Here is a 16,536-nt window from a genome sequence, read left to right on the forward strand (position 1 = left end):
CAGTGTGTACCGGCCGTCCAACGCTCAGCCGCGGCATTGCGCTGGCAGGTAGCGGTCCTCGATCTCAGAGGAGCAGACCCATTGCCCATCGCTCCCGCGCGCCCACCACAGGCGCTTGCCGTCCAGCGGCTGCCTGCCGGTGCCGCTGACCACCAGCTCCAGGCCACAGCTGTCATCGTCGAACTCGCCGACGAGGATGGATTGCACGTAGGTGCTGGCATAGGCGTCGGCGGGCTTGAAGCCGTCGCTGTCGTTGCTGGGGCAGTCGCCGCCCGCTTCCAGGACCGAATCGATCTGCGCGCGCAGCGGCGCGGCCTCGGCGGCCACCTGTGCAAGGCGGCTGCGGCTGAGGTACTCCTGGTAAGCCGGCAGCGCGATGGCGGCCAGGATGGCGATGACGAACAGCGCCATCAGCCCGCCCACGCCCAGGACCAGCAGCAACACTGCCCTGGAGGACATTCCTGGCGGCGGCGCGCTGGTGGGCCGTGCCACGGCGATGGGGGGCGGCATCCGCGGCGGCAGCGGCGGGGGCGCCGGTGGGGCAGGGGCCAGCCCCAGCAGGTCGCGACATTCGGACAGTGGGCGCCAGTTCGGCCAGCCTTCCTGCCAGAGCAGCGTGCCGTCGGCCACGGAGCCATTGGCGATCGCGTCCAGCAGGGCCTGGCGATCCACCGGGCCGCGGGTCTGTCGGTCCGTGCCTGCGTAATACCAGTCGCTCATCGGGTCATCTCGGTGATGACGGCGAAGGCGATGCCCACGACGACCGCGATGCCCACCGACCCGGCCGACCAGAGCGCCCACAGCCTGGCCTTGCGCGAGGCCTCCCAGGCGCCTTCGATATCGCCTTCGGCACGCCGGCTCTCGACCTTGGTGGCGTAGACGATCGCCACCACGCCGAAGGGCCAGCAGCACAGCAGCGTGGTCAGGATGCCCCAGACCAGATGGTTGGGGATTGGGCCGACCGGCGTGTGCGCCTGCGGCGTGGTGTAGGCAGGTGTGGAAGGCGCAGCGTAGGGATTGCCGGCAGTGCCTGGCACCGGCTGCACTGGCGGCGGGACGGAAGCGGTCCCCATCGCAAGGCCCAGTTCGGCGCTGACCTCGGCAAGCGCCACCCACTGCGGCATGCCCTCGCGCCAGACCAGCGTATAGGCATCGATATGGCCGGTACCGATCAGCTCCTTCAACGCCTCGGCGCTGACAGGGCCGTGCTGCTGGCGATCAGATCCGGCGTAGTACCAGTTGGACATCCTGTTCCCCTTCATTCAGGGCGGTGAAGGTAACCGATGCCCCCAAAGCGCGAAAGCCGGCGCAGGGCCGGCTTTCGCAATCTCGCGTCTTACGGTGCGGGTCAGTGCACCGGTTCGGGCTCGTCGGCGAACATCTGCGTTTCCATCCAGGCATAGGCCGCCTCGGCACCGGGCTGGTTGAACAGCACCATCAGCACGACCCACTTCAGGTCATCCAGGTCCAGCTCGTCCTGGTCCAGGGCCATGGCGCGGTCCAGCACCAGCTCGCGCTGGTCCGCGTCGAGGATGCCGTGCTGCTCCAGGAACAGCAGGAAGCCGCGGCATTCCACGTCCAGCTTCTCGAGCTCCGGCCCGGCATAGATACGGGTCGGGCCGCCCACGCGCGGCTCGGCCGCGACCGGGCGCTGTTCGGCCAGGGCGTCGAGCCAGTCGAAGGCCTTGCTGATCTCTGCGGGGCTGAAACCGGCCTGGATCAGGCCGTTCTGGAGGGAGTCGCGGTCGCGGACCGGGTCCGCATCTTCGGTGAAATAGTGTTCGAACAGGTAAAGCAGGACGTCCAGGATGCTCTCTTTCATTGCCCTCGGCCTGTGCCAGCGGCACTGTGGAGGTGGGAAAACTACGACTTGCGTGAATAGCGACCGTGTTCGACCGCCACCTGCCCATCCAGTTCCATGACCAGCAGCATGGAGGACAGGACCGCACTCGTCAATCCGGTCCGCTGCACCAGTTCATCCATAGGGGTTGGGTCATGGCCCAGCGCATTCCACAATCGGTGGTAGTCGCCTTGAGGCAGGGGCGCTGCGGCCGCAGACCCTAGATGGGGATGTGAAGGCGTCGGCGCAAGGCGTCCGCGCAGTGCCGAGGCGAGCGTGGTGGCCACCGGCGCCAGCGCGGCGATGGCCTCGTCGGCGGTCTCCAGCAGGGCCGCGCCGTCGCGGATGAGGCGGTGGCAGCCACGCGCCAGGGGGTTGTGGATGGACCCGGGAATGGCGAAGACCTCGCGCCCGGCCTCGGCGGCCTGGCGGGCTGTGATCAGCGCGCCGGAGCGGTTGGCGGCCTCCACCACCAGGGTGCCCAGCGAGAGCCCGGCCAGGATGCGGTTGCGGCTGGGGAAGTGGCTGGCCTTGGGCGGGGTCCCGGGCGGATGCTCGCTGACCACCGCGCCCTGGGCGGCAATGCGCCGGTGCAGGGCCGCGTGGCGTGCCGGATAGGTCATGTCCAGCCCGGTGCCGACCACGGCGATGCTGCGTGCCTGCGGCAGGGACAGCGCTGCCTCGTGGGCGCAGACGTCGATCCCCGCGGCCAGTCCGCTGTTGATGCACAGACCGGCCTGCGCCAGTGCCAGGGCGAAGTGGCGGGCATTGTCGCGCCCGCCGGCACTGGCGTTGCGGCTACCGACGATGGCGATGCCCGGCTGCCACAGCACATCGGGATCGCCATCGACGAACAGCGCCAGCGGCGGGCTGCCGGTGCCTCGCAGCAGCGCCGGGTAATCCGCACTGTCCCAGCCGATCAGCTGATGCGTGGGCGAAGCCGCAAGCCAGCGCGCCGCACTCGCCATGGTGGCCGGGTCGGGCCTGCGCAGGGACGCAGCCGCCTCCGGCGCCAGCCCGGCCTCGCGCCAGGCCGCCGGACCTGCGGCCAGCGCCGCGGCGGCGCTGCCATGCCGTTCCAGCAGCTGTCTGCGTGGCGCGACCTGGCCGCCGGCCAGGACCAGGGAGAGCAGGGAGCGCTGTTCATCGTCCATGGCCCCACGCTAGGCCACACACGCAGACGGCGCCCTCGGGCGCCGTCTGGTTCAAGCTCGGAAAACGCCGCGCCTGGCGCGCTCAGCGCGATGCGGTGGCCGTGCCTGGCGGCATGGGGGCATCCGGGCTGCGCAGGAAGTAACCCACACCGGCCGGGGCCGAGCCTTCCATGATCAGGCCGTAGCTGACCTTCTCGAAGGTGCGGAAGATCATCACGTGGGCCGCGTACTCGTCCGGCATGGCGTTGCGACCCGGGCCGGGCGCGCGGCTGTCCTTCAGGCGCGAGGTGCTGCCCCGCTTGAGCGGGTCGATCACGTAGTCGCCGGTGCGCCACACCGACAGCACCGAGCCGTTGTCCAGGCCTTCGCGGGTGCCGCCGGAGATGGCGACCACGTCGTGCGGGCCGCCGTAGGTCAGCGCGTCGGCCACGGCCAGGATGCGCAGCTTGCCGTCCTCCGGCAGCGTGGCCGGGGCGTGCGGAACAAACTGCAGGTCATAGGCCTGGGCCTCGACCGGAATCAGGCGATCGCCGGCGCGGACCTCATGGCCGTTGTCTTCCAGCAGCAGGCTGGTGCCCTGGCCGTCGGTGCCGACGCTCACCACGCTACCGAAGCTCACGCGCTGGAGTTCGTAGCCCAGGAACTCGCTGCGCTTGTTCGGCACCAGGTTGGTCTTCCACAGGTTGCCTTCGCCACTGATGTGGCCGCCGCGGGCGTCCAGGTCGGTCTGCGGCTTGGGCTCGGCGTAGATCGCGCGGGCCCGGACCACGGCGTAGCGCTGGCCCGGCTGGGCCGCGTCCAGGCCGATGGCGTAGACGTTCTGCTGGCCCGCCGCGCGCAGGCGATCGTTCTGGATGCCGGCCACGTAGGGCAGCTCCTGGAAGCTGTCGACCACGCGCAGGTCCTTCAGGAACGGCTCGATCTCCGACAGCGGCACGGCATTGATCGGGGCCTCGTTGCGCGGGCCGGGCTTGAGCGCCACGCCGTTGACCCGGTCCAGGTAGGCCAGGCTGATGACATCGCCGGGGTAGATCAGGTGCGGGTTGGCGATCTGCGGATTGGCCTGCCAGATCTCCGGCCACAGCCAGGGCTTGCTGAGGAACTTGGCGGAAATGTCCCACAGGGTGTCGCCCTTGCGGACCACGTAGGTTTCCGGATGCTCGCGCGCCAGTTCCGCGGCGGCAGCATAGGTGGCAAGTGTCAACAACGCAGCGGCGGTGACCGTGCGGAAATGTCTGAACATAACGTATGTACCTGATTCCCCAACAGGTGGAGCCGAACTATACGCCAGAAAAAGGGGCGTCGCGCAAGCAGTCGCGGTAGAATTCGTGAGGTATGGCCGGATTCCTCCGGCGCCCCGATCTGGTTGCCGTCATGTCCCTGCTCCCCATCCTCGAATTCCCCGATCCGCGCCTGCGGACCAAGGCCGTCGAACTGGACGCTGCCGAGGTGCTGCAGCCCTCGTTCCAGACCCTGGTCGATGACATGTTCCAGACCATGTATGACGCACCGGGCATCGGCCTGGCCGCCAGCCAGGTCGACGTGCACAAGCGCTTCATGGTGATCGACGTCAGCGAGGAGAAGAACGCGCCGATGGTGTTCATCAACCCGCAGATCGTGCAGAAGGACGGCGAGCAGGTCTATCAGGAAGGCTGCCTGTCGGTGCCGGGCATCTATGCCGATGTCACCCGCGCCAACCAGATCACCGTGCGTTTCCTGGACCGCAAGGCCCAGCCGCAGGAGCTGAGCACCGATGGCCTGCTGGCCATCTGCATCCAGCATGAGATGGACCACCTGGACGGCAAGCTGTTCGTGGACTACCTGTCCCCGCTCAAGCGCGAGATGGTGCGCAAGAAGCTGGCCAAGGCGCGCAAGCATGTGGCCTGAGGGCCGGGTTTGGGCATTCGGGGTGGGGGATTGGCTGGTGCGATGCGGCCTGTCCGCACGCCGGACCTGCGGTGACCCATCCCCAATCTCCACTCCCCAATCCCACCGCTCATGAAAATCGTCTTTGCCGGCACGCCGGAGTTCGCGGTGCCGTGCCTGCGCGTGGCCGTCGAGCGCGGCGATGTGATCGCCGCCTACACCCAGCCCGACCGCCCGGCCGGGCGTGGCCGTGGGCTGACCCCGCCGCCGGTGAAACTGGAGGCCATCGCCCGCGGGATCCCGGTGCTGCAGCCGGAAAGCCTGAAAAGCGCCGAATCGCAGGAGGCCCTGCGCGCGCTGGCGCCGGATGTGATGATCGTGGTCGCCTACGGCCTGATCCTGCCCAGGGCGGTGCTGGAAATTCCCCGCTATGGCTGCTGGAACGTGCACGCCTCGCTGCTGCCGCGCTGGCGCGGCGCCGCGCCGATCCAGCGCGCCATCGAAGCCGGTGACGCCGAGACCGGCGTGTGCCTGATGCAGATGGAGGCCGGGCTGGATACCGGCCCGGTACTGCTGCGGCAGTCCATGCCGATCGCCGAGGACGACACCGGTGGCCGCCTGCACGACCGCCTGTCCGCGCTGGGCGCGCAGGTGCTGTCCGATGGCCTGGGGCTGCTGCGTGCCGGCATCCGCCCGGTGCCACAGCCGCAGCCGGAGGCCGGCGTGACCTACGCGCGCAAGCTGGAGAAGGCCGAAGCGCGGCTGGACTGGCAGCTGCCGGCGCAGGTGCTGGCGCGCAAGGTGCGGGCGTTCGAGCCGTGGCCGGTGGCCGAGGCGACCGTGGCCGGGGAGCGCCTGCGCATCCATGGCGCAATCGCCGTCGAGCAGCATCATTCGGCGACCCCGGGCACGTTGCTGGCCGCATCGCGCCAGGGCCTGGACGTGGCCTGCGGCGAGGGCGTCCTGCGCCTGCGCGTGGTGCAGCGCGAAGGGGGCAAGGCCATCACCGCCGCGGACTGGCTCAACGCCCGCCGCGACCTGACCCCGTCGCCGTGACGGGTCGGTGGCGATGAGCCCTTCGGGCGTGGCCCCGCGCGTGCAGGCCACGCGGGTGCTGGCGGCGGTGCTGCACCGCGGGCGTTCGCTGAAGGCCGAGCTGGCGTCGGCGTTGCCGGCCCTGGACGATCCGCGCGATCGCGCCCTGACCGAGGCGATCTGCTTCTCCGCGCTGCGGGCGCGGGCCCGGTTCGATGCCGCCTTGCGGCGCTGGATGCCCAAGCCGCCGGGCAAGCACGATGCCGAACTGCATGCCTTGCTGCTGGGCGGCCTGGCGCAGCTGCAGGCGCTGGAACTGCCGGCGCACGCGGCCCTGTCGGCCACGGTCGAGGCGGCGCGCGCGCTCGGCAAGCCGCACCAGGCCGGGCTGGTCAACGCGCTGCTGCGTCGCGCCCAGCGCGAGGGCGTGGCCGAGGTGGATGCCTCGCTGGCCTGGCCGCAGTGGCTGCGGCAGCGGGTGACCCGGGACTGGCCCGACCAGGCGCATGACATCTTCGCGGCCAGCTTGGCGCCGGCGCCGCTGTGGCTGCGGGTCAACCGTGCCCGGGTGAGCCGCGCGGACTATCTGGCCCAGCTGCAGGCCGCGGGCATCCAGGCCGAGGCGCATGCGGTGCTGGCCGAGGCCATCGGCCTGCAGGCCTCGGTGCCGGTGGCCAGCCTGCCCGGCTTCGCCCAGGGGCTGGTGTCGGTGCAGGACGGCTCTGCCCAGCAGGTCGCCGACGCCGTCGCGCCTGCCGCGCACGCACGCGTCCTGGATGCCTGCGCCGCGCCGGGCGGCAAGAGCGCGCACCTGCTGGAGCGCGACCCCAGCCTGCAACTGCTGGCGCTGGACATCGATCCGCGTCGGCTGGCGCGGGTGCGCGAGACGCTGGCGCGCGTGGGCGCTCGGGCCCAGGTGGTCGCCGGCGATGCCGGGGAGCCGGCCGCATGGTGGGACGGTGCGCCGTTCGATGCGGTCCTGCTCGATGCGCCGTGCTCGGCCACCGGCATCGTGCGGCGACAGCCGGACGTGCTGATCCATCGGCGCGAGCAAGACCTGAGCCAGCTCACGCTGACCCAGGCGCGGCTGCTGGACGCGGCCTGGGCGATGCTCAAGCCGGGCGGCACCTTGGTCTACACCACGTGCTCGATCCTCAAGGACGAAAATGCGCGCCAGATCGATGGCTTTCTCGCGCGACAGCCGCAGGCGCAGGTGCTGCCGCTGGACCAAGCCTACGGCCATGCAAGCGGTGCCGGGCGCCAGCGCCTGCCCGGCGAGGACGGCATGGACGGATTCTTCTACGCCCGGCTGCGCAAGGCCGGCTGACCCCGCGCCGAGGTGGCGACGTTGTTCCGACATCCGCTGGCTATGATTCGGCGCCATGCCCAACTCCTCTTTTCGTGACCTGTCCCGCGGTGTGTACGGACAGGCCCATGCGCGGCAGCGCACCGGTGATGCCTGGCTGCTGGCGCTGACTGCCCTGATGGTGCTGGGCGCGGGCCTGGGCCTGCGCGACCCATGGCCGGCGGACGAGCCACGCTTTGCGCTGGTGGCCCGGCAGATGGTGGAAAGCGGCAACTGGCTGTTCCCGCATCGCGGCGTGGAGCTGTATTCGGACAAGCCGCCGCTGCTGATGTGGCTGCAGGCCGGGCTGCTCACGCTGACCGGCAGTCTGCGCGTGAGCTTCCTGCTGCCCTCGCTGCTGGCGGCCCTGCTGACGCTTTGGTGCGTCTACGACCTGGGCAAGCGGCTGTGGACGCGCAAGGTCGGGCTGTATGCGGCCTGGGCCGTGCTGTTTACCTTCCAGTTCACCTTTCAGGCCAAGAAGGCGCAGATCGATCCGTTGGTCACCGGCCTGATCACGCTGGCCAACTATGGCCTGCTGCGTCACCTGCTGCGCGGCCCGGACTGGCGCATGTGGACGTTGGGGTGGTTCGCCGCCGGGCTGGGCGTGATCACCAAGGGGGTGGGGGTCATCGCGCTGCTGATGGTGGTGCCGGCCGGGATCGCGGCGCTGTGTCGCTGGCCTGCGGTGCGGGTGCATGCGCGCGACCGGCGCTTCTGGCTGGGGCCTGCGGCGTTTTTCCTGGCGATCTTCCTGTGGCTGGTGCCGATGGTGACGGTGGCGCTGACCCACGCCGAGCCAGAGTACCGCGCCTACCTCCGGGACATCCTGCTGCGGCAGACGGCCAAGCGTTATTCGGCCTCCTGGGACCACCAGCAGCCGGCCTGGTACCACTTCAAGGTCATGGCCACGATGTGGCTGCCGCCGATGCTGGCCTTGCCCTGGGCGATCCCGGCCTGGCGCCGCCGCCTGCGCCGTCGCGATGCGCGCTACCTGCTGCCGTTGGCGTGGTGGGCCCTGGTGCTGCTGTTCTTCAGCATTCCGCATGGCAAGCGCGACGTGTACATCATGCCGGCGCTGCCGATGGCGTGCCTGGCGCTGGCGCCCCTGCTGCCCGGCATCCTGCGCAAGCGCAGCAGCCAGTGGCTGGCGCTGGGACTGGCCTGCCTGCTGGCGCTGGTGACCCTGGGCGCGGGCGGTTCGATGCTGCTGGGCGATCCGCGCTTCGAGGCGCGCTTCCTGGCCGACCGCGGACTCTACGACGCCGCGCCCTTCGCCTGGCTGATGGTGGCCGTGGGCAGCTTCGCCGCCGGCAGCGTGCTGTGGTTCCGGCGCCGCCGCGCCGTGCAGGCGCTGCTGTGGTCGCTGGGCGGGGTGTGGGTGCTGTACGGCCTGGTGGGATACGGCCTGTTGAACGATTCCAGCTCGGCGCGCGGGGTCATGCGCGCGGTGGCCGCGCGCATCGGGCCCGACGCGGAGCTTGGCCTGGTCGCGTGGAAGGAACAAAATCTGCTCATGTCCGCCTCGCGCACCACCACCTTCGGCTTCAAGATGCCGTTCCGGGAGCAGCTTGCCCACGGCCTGGCCTGGCAGGCGGCGGCGCCCGGCTCGCGCTGGCTGCTGGTGCAGGAGCCGTCCATGCCGGCCTGCGTGGACCGCGGCATCGCGCAGATGATCGGCATCTCCAACCGGCGCAGCTGGTGGCTGGTGCCGATGGCCGCGCGCGTGCACTGCCCGGCAGCGCCGCCAGTCGGCGAAGACCTGGACGATGGTGAAGACTGACGGCTTCGGCAGCCTGGTGTTGTCCGATGGCAGGTCGAACTTCGCCTTCGATTCGCCGCGGCTGCGGCTGGCGCGCGCGCTGTGCACGCTGGCGGTGTTCGCCTTGCCGGCCTTTGTCATCTCCACCCCCTGGGGGCTGCGTCCGGCGACCTTGCTGACCCTGCTGGCGGTCGGCCTGGCGCCGGACTGCCTGTGGCATCACCTGCGGTTGTTGCGTCGACCGTTGTTGGTGCTGACCGCCATCGCGGTCCTGGTATCGCTGGTGGTGTCGATGTCGGTGCTGGTCCACGACACCGGCTGGCGCGAGGCGGACAGCCGCGGGCGCACGCTGGTGATGCCGATGGCGTTGCTGATCACCGTCGCCTTCCGCCCGCCGCGTGCCGCGCTGTGGGGCGGGGCGGTGGTCGGCTTGCTGGGCGCCTGCGGGGTGGCGCTGTGGCAATACGTCCACGGGGTGCCGCGCGCCGACGGCTGGACCAACGCGATCGTCTTCGGCGACATGGCGGCGGTGCTGCTGGTGGTGGTGGTGTTCTTCCGCGCCTCCGGGCGGATGCCCTGGGTGGTGCTGGGAACCCTGGCGGGAGTGACGGCCGTGGTGCTGAGCGGCAGCCGCGGGACCTGGCTGGCGCTGGGCGTGATCGCGCTGACCGGCCTGCTGGCCGGCAGGCGCGCGCGCTGGTGGGAGCTGCTCGGCGTGGCCGCGCTCGGCCTGGCCGCCGCGCTGGTGCTGAGCCCGAAGGTGGAAGAGCGCATCACCGCGCTGCAGGGCGACCTGGCGCGCTACTCGCGCGGTGACATGGACTCTTCCTCCGGTGCGCGCATCCAGCTGTTGCAGCTGGCGGGCAAGACCTTCCTGGCCCATCCCGGGACCGGGGTGGGCGTGGGCAAGTTCGACCGCGCCATCCATGCCGAGCCGCTCTGCCAGGTGCCGCGTACCGAGGGCGAGGAAGTGTGCCGGCTCAGCCACGCGCACAACGACCTGGCCGAGTGGGGCGCCACCATGGGCGCGCCGGGCGTGGTTGCGCTGGTGGTGCTGTATGGCCTGCCGCTGTGGCTGTTCGCGCGGCGCTCCTTCGCCCGGCCCTTTCCGCGGCGTTCGCGCAGTGCGGCACTGACGGGCGTGACCCTGGTGCTGGTGTTCATTATCTGTGGGCTGACCCAGTCGCTGTTCGCCCACCAGCTCACCGCGACCAGCTATGTGTTGCTGGTCGGCATGTTGCTGGGCTTCAGTCTGCGCGAGAACCCGCAGAAGGACTGAAAGGAAGCTTGAGTAACACCCACAGATTGCCTTTAGGGGTCGATCGAGACTGACTCAAGGCGCAGATCCGGCGCTTGGATCCCGGTGTGCGCGTCGATGCCCGCCTCGCAGCGGGTGAGGCCGGCGCGCACGGTCTGCAGGAACAGGGCGTTGTTCGGCAGGGTCGCCTCGTCCACATCGGCCTGGGCGCGGCTGCGGTGCTCCAGGTGCCCGGCCAGCGCGGCCCACTTCAGCGGGTGCTTGGCGATGCCGGCGTTGCCCAGGCGCGCGACCAGCTCGCGGTCTTCGGCGCCATAGCCTTCCATGCGCTCATCGAAGCCGTTGCAGGCCAGCAGGTCTTCGCGCCACAGGCCCATGTTGCAGCTCATCACCCGTCCGCCTGGCCTGCGCGCCTTGCGCCGGGCCAGCCAGGGCGAACGGAACGCGTAATGCCGCGGCATCGCATCGAAGGCGCGGTAGTCGGCCTGTGCCAAGGGCGAGAACACCGGCGCCTTGCCGGCCATCACGCGCTCGGACTCGGCCTGGGTCCACTTGATGCGCCCGCCCTGCATCAGCGCGCCGCGGCGGGCCAGCGCCAGATGGTCGGCAATGAAATCCGGGTGCAGCACCATGTCGCCATCGATCAGCACGATGTACGCGCTGCGCGCCACGGCGATCCCGCGGTTGCGGCAGCGCGCGGCGCGAAAGCCCAGGTCCTCCTGCCAGACATGGCGCAGGGCGCAGGGGAAGTGCGCTGCGCGGGCCCGCAGCAGGGCGCTGGTGGACTCGCTTGATCCGTCATCGGCGACGATGACCTCCTCCGGCAGCCGGCGCTGCCAGGCGATGCTGTCCAGCACGCGCGACAAGGCCTGTGGCCAGTTGTAGGTCAGCAGGACGACGGACACATCGCGTGGTCTTTCGTCAGATGCGGACGCCGCGAGGGTCACGCCGGCTCGCTCGGCTTCGGACCCGGCGCGCGCGCAGGGGTGACCACCGGCTGTCCATGCTGCAGCAGCCACAGCATGATGGTCTTCTGGCGCACGTAGTTGGCGCTGACGTAGGACTCGATCAGCCCGGGCCAGCCATCGAGGAAGCCGCCGCGCAGCAGCCAGCCGCGCCAGAAGCGCCAGGCCGGCGACAGGATCAGCTTGGCCAGGCTGGCGCGCTTTCCGCGGGAGAACTCGTACTCGGCCATCATCCGCGCGTAGCGCTGCTTCTTCTCCAGCAACTGCATGAAGGAGCGATAGGGATGATGCAGCAGGTCGCCTGCCAGCGTTTCGACCTTGCCGTCGATGGATACCGCCTCGTGGATCTCGCGCTCGCCGCGCCAGCCGCCGCGGCGGCGGTCGAACAGGCGCAGCACGTGATCGGGATAGGCGGTGCCATGACGCAGGAAACGGCCGTAGTACTCGGACAGGCGGGCGAAGCGATAGCCCGGCGCGCGGGAGAAGCCGGCATGGCGCTCGGCCTGGATCGCGGCGCGCAGGGTCGGGTCCACGCGTTCGTCCGCATCCAGGCACAGCACCCAGTCGTGGCTGGCCTGGTCCACCGCGAACTGCTTCTGGCTGCGGAAGCCGTCGAACGGCCGCGACAGCACCCGCGCACCCATGGCCTGGGCCACGGCCTGGGTGCCATCGGTCGAGCCGGAATCCACCACCACGATTTCCTCGCAGAAAGCCAGCGAAGCCAGGCAATCGCCAATGCGGTCGGCCTCGTTGAAAGCGATGATGCAGGCCGAGATCGGCAAAGCCGTGGCGTGGGCGGCCGGGGGTGGGCGGGGAGCGTCGGACATGCACGCAGTCGTCGGTGGCGAGGGGATACAGCCTAGCAGCGCGCGGGCAGGACCCGGGCAGCGGGCCGATGCGATAATCCGGAGCTGTAAGCCTTGCCACGGGAGCGCCGCGTGCCGCGTCACTATCTGCTTTACGGGTCAGAGCGCTACGCGCTGGCCATCCTGCGGCCGATCCAGGCGGCCATCCGCGCGCGCGGCGACGAGGCGGCCTGGTTCTTCGATGGCCCGGGCGCCGAGGACCTGGCCGCGGACGAGACCCTGCTGACGGTGGCGCAGGTGCGCGCGTGGAAGCCGTACGCGGTGATCACCTCGTCCAATGCCGTGCCGCATTTCTTTCCCGGGGTGAAGGTCGAGACCTTCCACGGTTTCGATGCCGGCAAACCGCGCCACATCTACATCCGCGGGTTCTTCGATCTGTACTGCACCACCGGGCCAAAGGACACCGCCGCCTTCGGTGCCCTGGCGCAGGAGCTGGGACACTTCGCGGTCAAGGAGACCGGCTTTCCCAAGATCGATCCGTTCATGAGCCAGCTGGGCGATGCACCCGAGCCGGTGCGCCGCCCGCCGGTGATCCTGTACCACTCCACGTTTTCGCCTTCGTGGAGCGCAGCGCCCATCCTCTACGACGAGATCGCGCGCCTCTCGCGCACGGGCGAGTTCCGCTGGATCGTGACCTTCCACCCGAAGATGAACCCGGAGATGGTGGCCAAGTACAAGGCGCTGCAAAGCGAGCACCTGCACTTTGCCGAGAACGACAACATCCTGGACCTGTTCCCGCAGGTGGACATGATGTGCTCGGACACCTCCTCGGCGCTCAACGAGTTCCTGCTGACCTACAAGCCCGTGGTGACCTTCAAGAACCGTCGCCCGGGACCGCAGCTGATCGATATCGACGACCCGGCACAGTTCGAGCCGGCGATCCGGCGCGCGCTGTCGCGTCCGCCGCAGCTGATGGCGGCGGTCAAGGCGTTTGCCGACCAGCTGCATCCCTATCGCGACGGGCGCTCAAGCGAGCGCGTGCTGGAGGCCATCGACCAGTTCGTGGCCGAGGGCGGACGCAGCCGCAGACCTAAGCCGATGAACCTGTGGCGCAAGCTCAAGATCCGCCGCCGCATCGGCTACTGGGGGCCGGCAGGTTATTGAGTCGTCGCCGGGCCTGCGCTGCAGGTTCGCCGCAGCCTCCCGCGCCGTCGGCCTGCCTGGCGGCGTGAACTACCAGCGCAGCCGTTGCCGCGCCATGGCGTGGCATAGCGCGGCGTGCAGCGCCTGCGCCTGGGCCAGTGGCAGGTAGGGGATGCGCAGCGCCGGTGCGGCGGAGGTGGCACCGGCGGTGTCCAGCAGCAGCGAGGCGGTGCCGAAGCGGCGGTCCAGCGGCGAGCGCTCCAGGCGCAGGGCCTGCAGCTTGCCGAGCTCGGCAAAGCGCCACCAGCGCGACCACCAGCCGCCGCGCACGGCGATCAGGTCCTGGTCCATCGACCAGCCCATGCGCCGCATCTCGCGGTAGGACTTCAGCGCCGACCACGGCAGCCACAGCAGCGGCAGCCAGCCCCAGTCGCCCCAGCGCCAGACCGCCGCGGCGGTAAGCATCGGAATCAGGCACAGCGCCGGCAGGCTCAAGCGCCACCAGTGACGCGCCGGGATCGACTGCCACTGCGACGGCGGCCACTGCACGCCGGGCAGCACGTGGTGCACCAGCGCATCGCAGGCCGCGGGGGTGGCCAGCGGCGCCAGCTCCTTGAGCGCGCGCGCGCCCTGGTCCTGGCGCTCGGCCACCGCCGTGTCCACGCGCAGGCTGCGCCGGCCGAACAGGCGATGCAGCACGCCTTCCTCCAGCGTCCAGGACTGGATACGGCGACGCGAGACGCTGGTGCGCAGGCGCGTGAGCAGACCGCGTTCCACGGTCAGCCGGCGCTCGTGCTCGCTGAGTCGGAAGCCGTGGTACTGCAGCAGCGCCAGCAGCACCGACAGCAGTCGCAGGGCAATGAGCGCCAGGCCGGCCAGAACCACGGCGGTCAGCACGCCCGCCATCCAGCCCAGGTGCAGCGCGCTGGCGTAGCCATAGGCCTGGCGGCCATAGAACTCGATGAAGTTGGCGACCACGCGCTCGGGGAAGAACTGGTAGGTCGCACCGAAGGCGGCCGCCACCGCCAGCATCCCGCGGTTGGAGATCAGCCCCAGGCGGACGACCTCGGCGGGCGGCAGGGCCAGCAGGGTGTCCGAGGCCGCCGCCGTTGGCGCCTCGGCGGCCTGGGGCGCGCTGCCGCGGTGGCGCACCTGCTGCTCCAGCGCCAACGCCTGGTCCAGGCGCAGCACGCGCATTTCCGCTTCCGGCTTGCTGCCGCCGGCCGACTCCAGCCGCACCTCGGCCACGCCAAAGGCGCGATGCAGGAGGCTCTGGTGAACGCCGACGTTGTGGATGCGCGCGAAGGGAATCTCGCGCACGCTGCGGTTGAGCCAGCCACTGCGCAGGGTCAGGCCATCGCGGCCGATCCGGTAGCGGAAGGTCAGGTAACGCAGGATCGAGCTGGCCACCAGCACGGCGATGACGATCAGCGAGGCCAGGTGCTGCCAGGGCTCGTCGCGTTGGGTGCGGCCGCCGAAGATCAGCAGCGCGCCCAGCGGCACGATGAACTGCTTGAGTTGCTGCAGCAGCACGAACAGCCACGACCACGGATGCAGGCGGCGTTCTGCCATGTCCTCCCGCGGCGCGGAAGGCGGATCGAGCGCCTCGCTCACAGGGCGTCGTCGTGGTGGTCGAGCTGCCGCGCCAGGCGGTCGCGCAGGCGTTCGGCATCGTGCTGGTCCAGCCCGGCCACCGCCACCGCGTTGAGCTTGGTGCCGGCGGTATGCACCACCAGGGTAGACAGGCCGACCGAGCGCTCCAGCGGACCGCGCTTGAGGTCCAGGTGCTGCACGCGCGAAAGCGGTACGCGGGTCTCGGTCTGCCACCAACGCCCGCGGCGCAGGCCCAGGCTGTCCTCATCCAGCCGCCACTGCGTGGCCCGATGCCGGCGCACGCCGATCCAGCCGCCGATCACCAGCCCGGCCACGCCCAGGCCCAGCAGGGCCAGCCACCACCCGGTGGGGTGCCACAGCAACAGCGGCCCACAGCCGGCCACCAGCAGGGTGGTGGCCATGCCGACCGCGCCACCCAGCGCGGCCAGGCGGGCGCCCCGGGAGGGCAGCGGCTTCCAGTCTTCTTCGGTCGCGGGCGGTGCAAGGTCTTGGACGGCGGACACGCGATCGATCCTTCGAGGGGGCGCCGGGAGCCTATCACTCCCGCAGCGGCTTGCCTCGCCTGCGCCGGGGCCAGGCGCTCAGCGCGAGGAGTGGATCAGGGCGTCCACATCCAGCGCATGGCCGGCACGCGCGGCCTTGGTGCGCAGGTAGTGCTCGTTCTCGGCGGTCAGCAGGCCGGTGACCGGCTCGCGGCCGACCACGTCCACCCCGGCCGCGCGCAAGCGCTCGACCTTGGACGGGTTGTTGGACAACAAGGTGATCCGGCGAATGCCGAGCAGCCCCAGCATGGCCGCGGCGGCATCGTAGCGGCGCTCATCGGCGCCAAACCCCAGCTGCGCGTCGGCATCGATCGTGTCCAGGCCGTCGTGCTGGTAGCCGTAGGCGCGCATCTTGGCGGCGATGCCGGTGCCGCGGCCTTCCTGGTCCAGGTACAGCAGCACGCCGCCGCCCAGCTCCTTGAGCCGCAGCAGGCCATGGCGCAGCTGGTCGCCGCAGTCGCACTTGAGCGAGCCGAACAGGTCGCCGGTCAGGCAGGACGAATGCACCCGCACCGGCACCACCGCGTCGGCATCGGGATGGCCGACGATGATCGCCACCTGGTCGCGCTGGGCCACCCCGCCACGGAACACCGCGAACTGGGTCATGCCGATATCGCGCAGGGGCACCGGTGAGCGCGTCACCAGCGCGTACTCGCGGGCGGCCTGCTGCGCACCTTCGCTCAGGTCGGCCAGGGAGATCCGGTCGCAGCCATCGAAGCAGCGATCCTCGGCCGCAAGCCTCACCGCCACCAGCGCCGGCAGCAGCAGGCCCAGGCGGGCCACTTCCACCGCGGCCGCATCCAGCGCATCGCCGGGCTGCCAATCGCGGGGTGCGCTGGCATCGCGCAGGTACCCCAGCGCGGCCAGGTCGGCGTAGTCCACCTGGGCCAGGGCGAAGCGGGCACCCGTGGGCGCCTCCAGGCCGAGCACCTGCGCCCGCGGCGGCGGCACGAACAGGTACTGGCGCTGGCCCGCGGCCTGGACGAAGGCGGCGTAGCTCTGCTGGGTGCTGCCGTCCAGGGCGATGAAGGCCAGGCGCTGCTCGCCGTCTTCGATCACCACCGGCCGCCCGGAGCGCAGCTCGGACGCGGCGCGCTCGCAGCGGATCGCGGCCGGATTGCCGAACAGCGGGGCGGCAGGAGGGGCGGCAGTGGAGGTATGGGGGTGGGTCATGACACGGGTCCGGAACCGAAAGCCGCCGGCGGG

16 protein-coding genes are annotated in these 16,536 nt (G+C 70.5%); 6 read left to right on the forward strand and 10 right to left on the reverse strand.

All coding sequences use genetic code 11. The features are described from left to right. Positions 1-24: 24 nt before the first annotated feature. The 5 genes from EPA99_RS15060 to EPA99_RS15080 all read right to left on the reverse strand — a co-directional run bounded on the left by EPA99_RS15060 (position 25) and on the right by EPA99_RS15080 (position 4,237). Positions 25-720 (reverse strand): pilin, encoded by a 696-nt coding sequence (locus EPA99_RS15060; RefSeq protein ID WP_129472070.1) that lies wholly within the window; start codon positions 718-720, stop codon positions 25-27. Further along, entirely contained in the window at positions 717-1,247 is a 531-nt protein-coding gene (locus EPA99_RS19170; protein ID WP_129472071.1) for a CD225/dispanin family protein, read from the reverse strand. The genes EPA99_RS15060 and EPA99_RS19170 overlap by 4 nt, the downstream gene beginning before the upstream one ends. Positions 1,248-1,348: 101 nt before the next feature. Then, positions 1,349-1,822 carry a DUF494 family protein gene (locus EPA99_RS15070; protein WP_129472072.1) on the reverse strand — a complete coding sequence of 158 codons (474 nt, stop codon included), beginning with the start codon at positions 1,820-1,822 and terminating at the stop codon, positions 1,349-1,351. Positions 1,823-1,863: 41 nt separating this feature from the next. Then, a complete protein-coding gene (dprA, locus tag EPA99_RS15075; protein ID WP_129472073.1) occupies positions 1,864-2,994 on the reverse strand; it encodes a DNA-processing protein DprA in 1,131 nt (376 codons plus the stop codon). 82 nt (positions 2,995-3,076) lie between these two features. Continuing rightward, entirely contained in the window at positions 3,077-4,237 is a 1,161-nt protein-coding gene (locus tag EPA99_RS15080) for a LysM peptidoglycan-binding domain-containing protein (RefSeq protein ID WP_129472074.1), read from the reverse strand. Between the two features lie 131 nt (positions 4,238-4,368). Between EPA99_RS15080 and def the strand changes: the two genes are divergently transcribed. From def to EPA99_RS15105, 5 genes are all read left to right on the forward strand, one after another. After that, positions 4,369-4,881 carry a peptide deformylase gene (def, locus tag EPA99_RS15085; protein ID WP_129472075.1) on the forward strand — a complete coding sequence of 171 codons (513 nt, stop codon included), beginning with the start codon at positions 4,369-4,371 and terminating at the stop codon, positions 4,879-4,881. 111 nt (positions 4,882-4,992) lie between these two features. Next, entirely contained in the window at positions 4,993-5,916 is a 924-nt protein-coding gene (gene fmt / locus EPA99_RS15090; protein WP_129472076.1) for a methionyl-tRNA formyltransferase, read from the forward strand. A gap of 13 nt (positions 5,917-5,929) precedes the next feature. Next, positions 5,930-7,222 carry a 16S rRNA (cytosine(967)-C(5))-methyltransferase RsmB gene (gene rsmB / locus EPA99_RS15095; RefSeq protein WP_129472077.1) on the forward strand — a complete coding sequence of 431 codons (1,293 nt, stop codon included), beginning with the start codon at positions 5,930-5,932 and terminating at the stop codon, positions 7,220-7,222. Between the two features lie 157 nt (positions 7,223-7,379). Further along, the gene (locus EPA99_RS15100) at positions 7,380-9,023 is read left to right on the forward strand and encodes an ArnT family glycosyltransferase (protein WP_241688424.1); all 1,644 of its coding nucleotides are present in this window, start codon (positions 7,380-7,382) and stop codon (positions 9,021-9,023) included. Further along, positions 9,010-10,281 (forward strand): O-antigen ligase family protein, encoded by a 1,272-nt coding sequence (locus EPA99_RS15105; RefSeq protein WP_129472079.1) that lies wholly within the window; start codon positions 9,010-9,012, stop codon positions 10,279-10,281. Before EPA99_RS15100 ends, EPA99_RS15105 begins: the two co-directional genes overlap by 14 nt. Before the next feature lie 32 nt (positions 10,282-10,313). Here the strand turns inward: EPA99_RS15105 and EPA99_RS15110 are convergent, their stop codons facing one another. Together EPA99_RS15110 and EPA99_RS15115 are read right to left on the reverse strand one after the other, a co-directional pair. Next, positions 10,314-11,165 (reverse strand): glycosyltransferase family 2 protein, encoded by an 852-nt coding sequence (locus EPA99_RS15110; RefSeq protein WP_129472080.1) that lies wholly within the window; start codon positions 11,163-11,165, stop codon positions 10,314-10,316. 38 nt (positions 11,166-11,203) lie between these two features. Continuing rightward, the gene (locus tag EPA99_RS15115; protein ID WP_129472081.1) at positions 11,204-12,052 is read right to left on the reverse strand and encodes a glycosyltransferase family 2 protein; all 849 of its coding nucleotides are present in this window, start codon (positions 12,050-12,052) and stop codon (positions 11,204-11,206) included. Between the two features lie 111 nt (positions 12,053-12,163). On the opposite strand from EPA99_RS15115, the gene EPA99_RS15120 reads away from it, so the two are divergent. Continuing rightward, positions 12,164-13,195 (forward strand): CDP-glycerol glycerophosphotransferase family protein, encoded by a 1,032-nt coding sequence (locus EPA99_RS15120; RefSeq protein WP_129472082.1) that lies wholly within the window; start codon positions 12,164-12,166, stop codon positions 13,193-13,195. 69 nt (positions 13,196-13,264) lie between these two features. Here the strand turns inward: EPA99_RS15120 and EPA99_RS15125 are convergent, their stop codons facing one another. From EPA99_RS15125 to ribA, 3 genes are all read right to left on the reverse strand, one after another. Further along, positions 13,265-14,746, reverse strand: coding sequence for a PH domain-containing protein (locus EPA99_RS15125; RefSeq protein ID WP_129472083.1), 1,482 nt, complete (start codon positions 14,744-14,746; stop codon positions 13,265-13,267). Positions 14,747-14,784: 38 nt separating this feature from the next. Further along, on the reverse strand, positions 14,785-15,300 hold the full coding sequence (locus EPA99_RS15130; protein WP_425479215.1) for a PH domain-containing protein: 516 nt from the start codon (positions 15,298-15,300) through the stop codon (positions 14,785-14,787). A gap of 69 nt (positions 15,301-15,369) precedes the next feature. Next, on the reverse strand, positions 15,370-16,503 hold the full coding sequence (gene ribA, locus EPA99_RS15135) for a GTP cyclohydrolase II RibA (protein ID WP_129472084.1): 1,134 nt from the start codon (positions 16,501-16,503) through the stop codon (positions 15,370-15,372). Positions 16,504-16,536 lie beyond the last annotated feature (33 nt).

The sequence above is a fragment of the Pseudoxanthomonas composti genome (genome assembly GCF_004122095.1).
GTDB classification, from domain to species: domain Bacteria; phylum Pseudomonadota; class Gammaproteobacteria; order Xanthomonadales; family Xanthomonadaceae; genus Pseudoxanthomonas_A; species Pseudoxanthomonas_A composti.

Coding starts and splice junctions, on each gene's coding strand:
- EPA99_RS15060 (WP_129472070.1), bottom strand. CDS start 720: ATGAGCGACTGGTATTACGCAGGCACGGACCGACAGACCCGCGGCCCG.
- EPA99_RS19170 (WP_129472071.1), bottom strand. CDS start 1,247: ATGTCCAACTGGTACTACGCCGGATCTGATCGCCAGCAGCACGGCCCT.
- EPA99_RS15070 (WP_129472072.1), bottom strand. CDS start 1,822: ATGAAAGAGAGCATCCTGGACGTCCTGCTTTACCTGTTCGAACACTAT.
- dprA (WP_129472073.1), bottom strand. CDS start 2,994: ATGGACGATGAACAGCGCTCCCTGCTCTCCCTGGTCCTGGCCGGCGGC.
- EPA99_RS15080 (WP_129472074.1), bottom strand. CDS start 4,237: ATGTTCAGACATTTCCGCACGGTCACCGCCGCTGCGTTGTTGACACTT.
- def (WP_129472075.1), top strand. CDS start 4,369: ATGTCCCTGCTCCCCATCCTCGAATTCCCCGATCCGCGCCTGCGGACC.
- fmt (WP_129472076.1), top strand. CDS start 4,993: ATGAAAATCGTCTTTGCCGGCACGCCGGAGTTCGCGGTGCCGTGCCTG.
- rsmB (WP_129472077.1), top strand. CDS start 5,930: ATGAGCCCTTCGGGCGTGGCCCCGCGCGTGCAGGCCACGCGGGTGCTG.
- EPA99_RS15100 (WP_241688424.1), top strand. CDS start 7,380: ATGGTGCTGGGCGCGGGCCTGGGCCTGCGCGACCCATGGCCGGCGGAC.
- EPA99_RS15105 (WP_129472079.1), top strand. CDS start 9,010: ATGGTGAAGACTGACGGCTTCGGCAGCCTGGTGTTGTCCGATGGCAGG.
- EPA99_RS15115 (WP_129472081.1), bottom strand. CDS start 12,052: ATGTCCGACGCTCCCCGCCCACCCCCGGCCGCCCACGCCACGGCTTTG.
- EPA99_RS15125 (WP_129472083.1), bottom strand. CDS start 14,746: ATGGCAGAACGCCGCCTGCATCCGTGGTCGTGGCTGTTCGTGCTGCTG.
- ribA (WP_129472084.1), bottom strand. CDS start 16,503: ATGACCCACCCCCATACCTCCACTGCCGCCCCTCCTGCCGCCCCGCTG.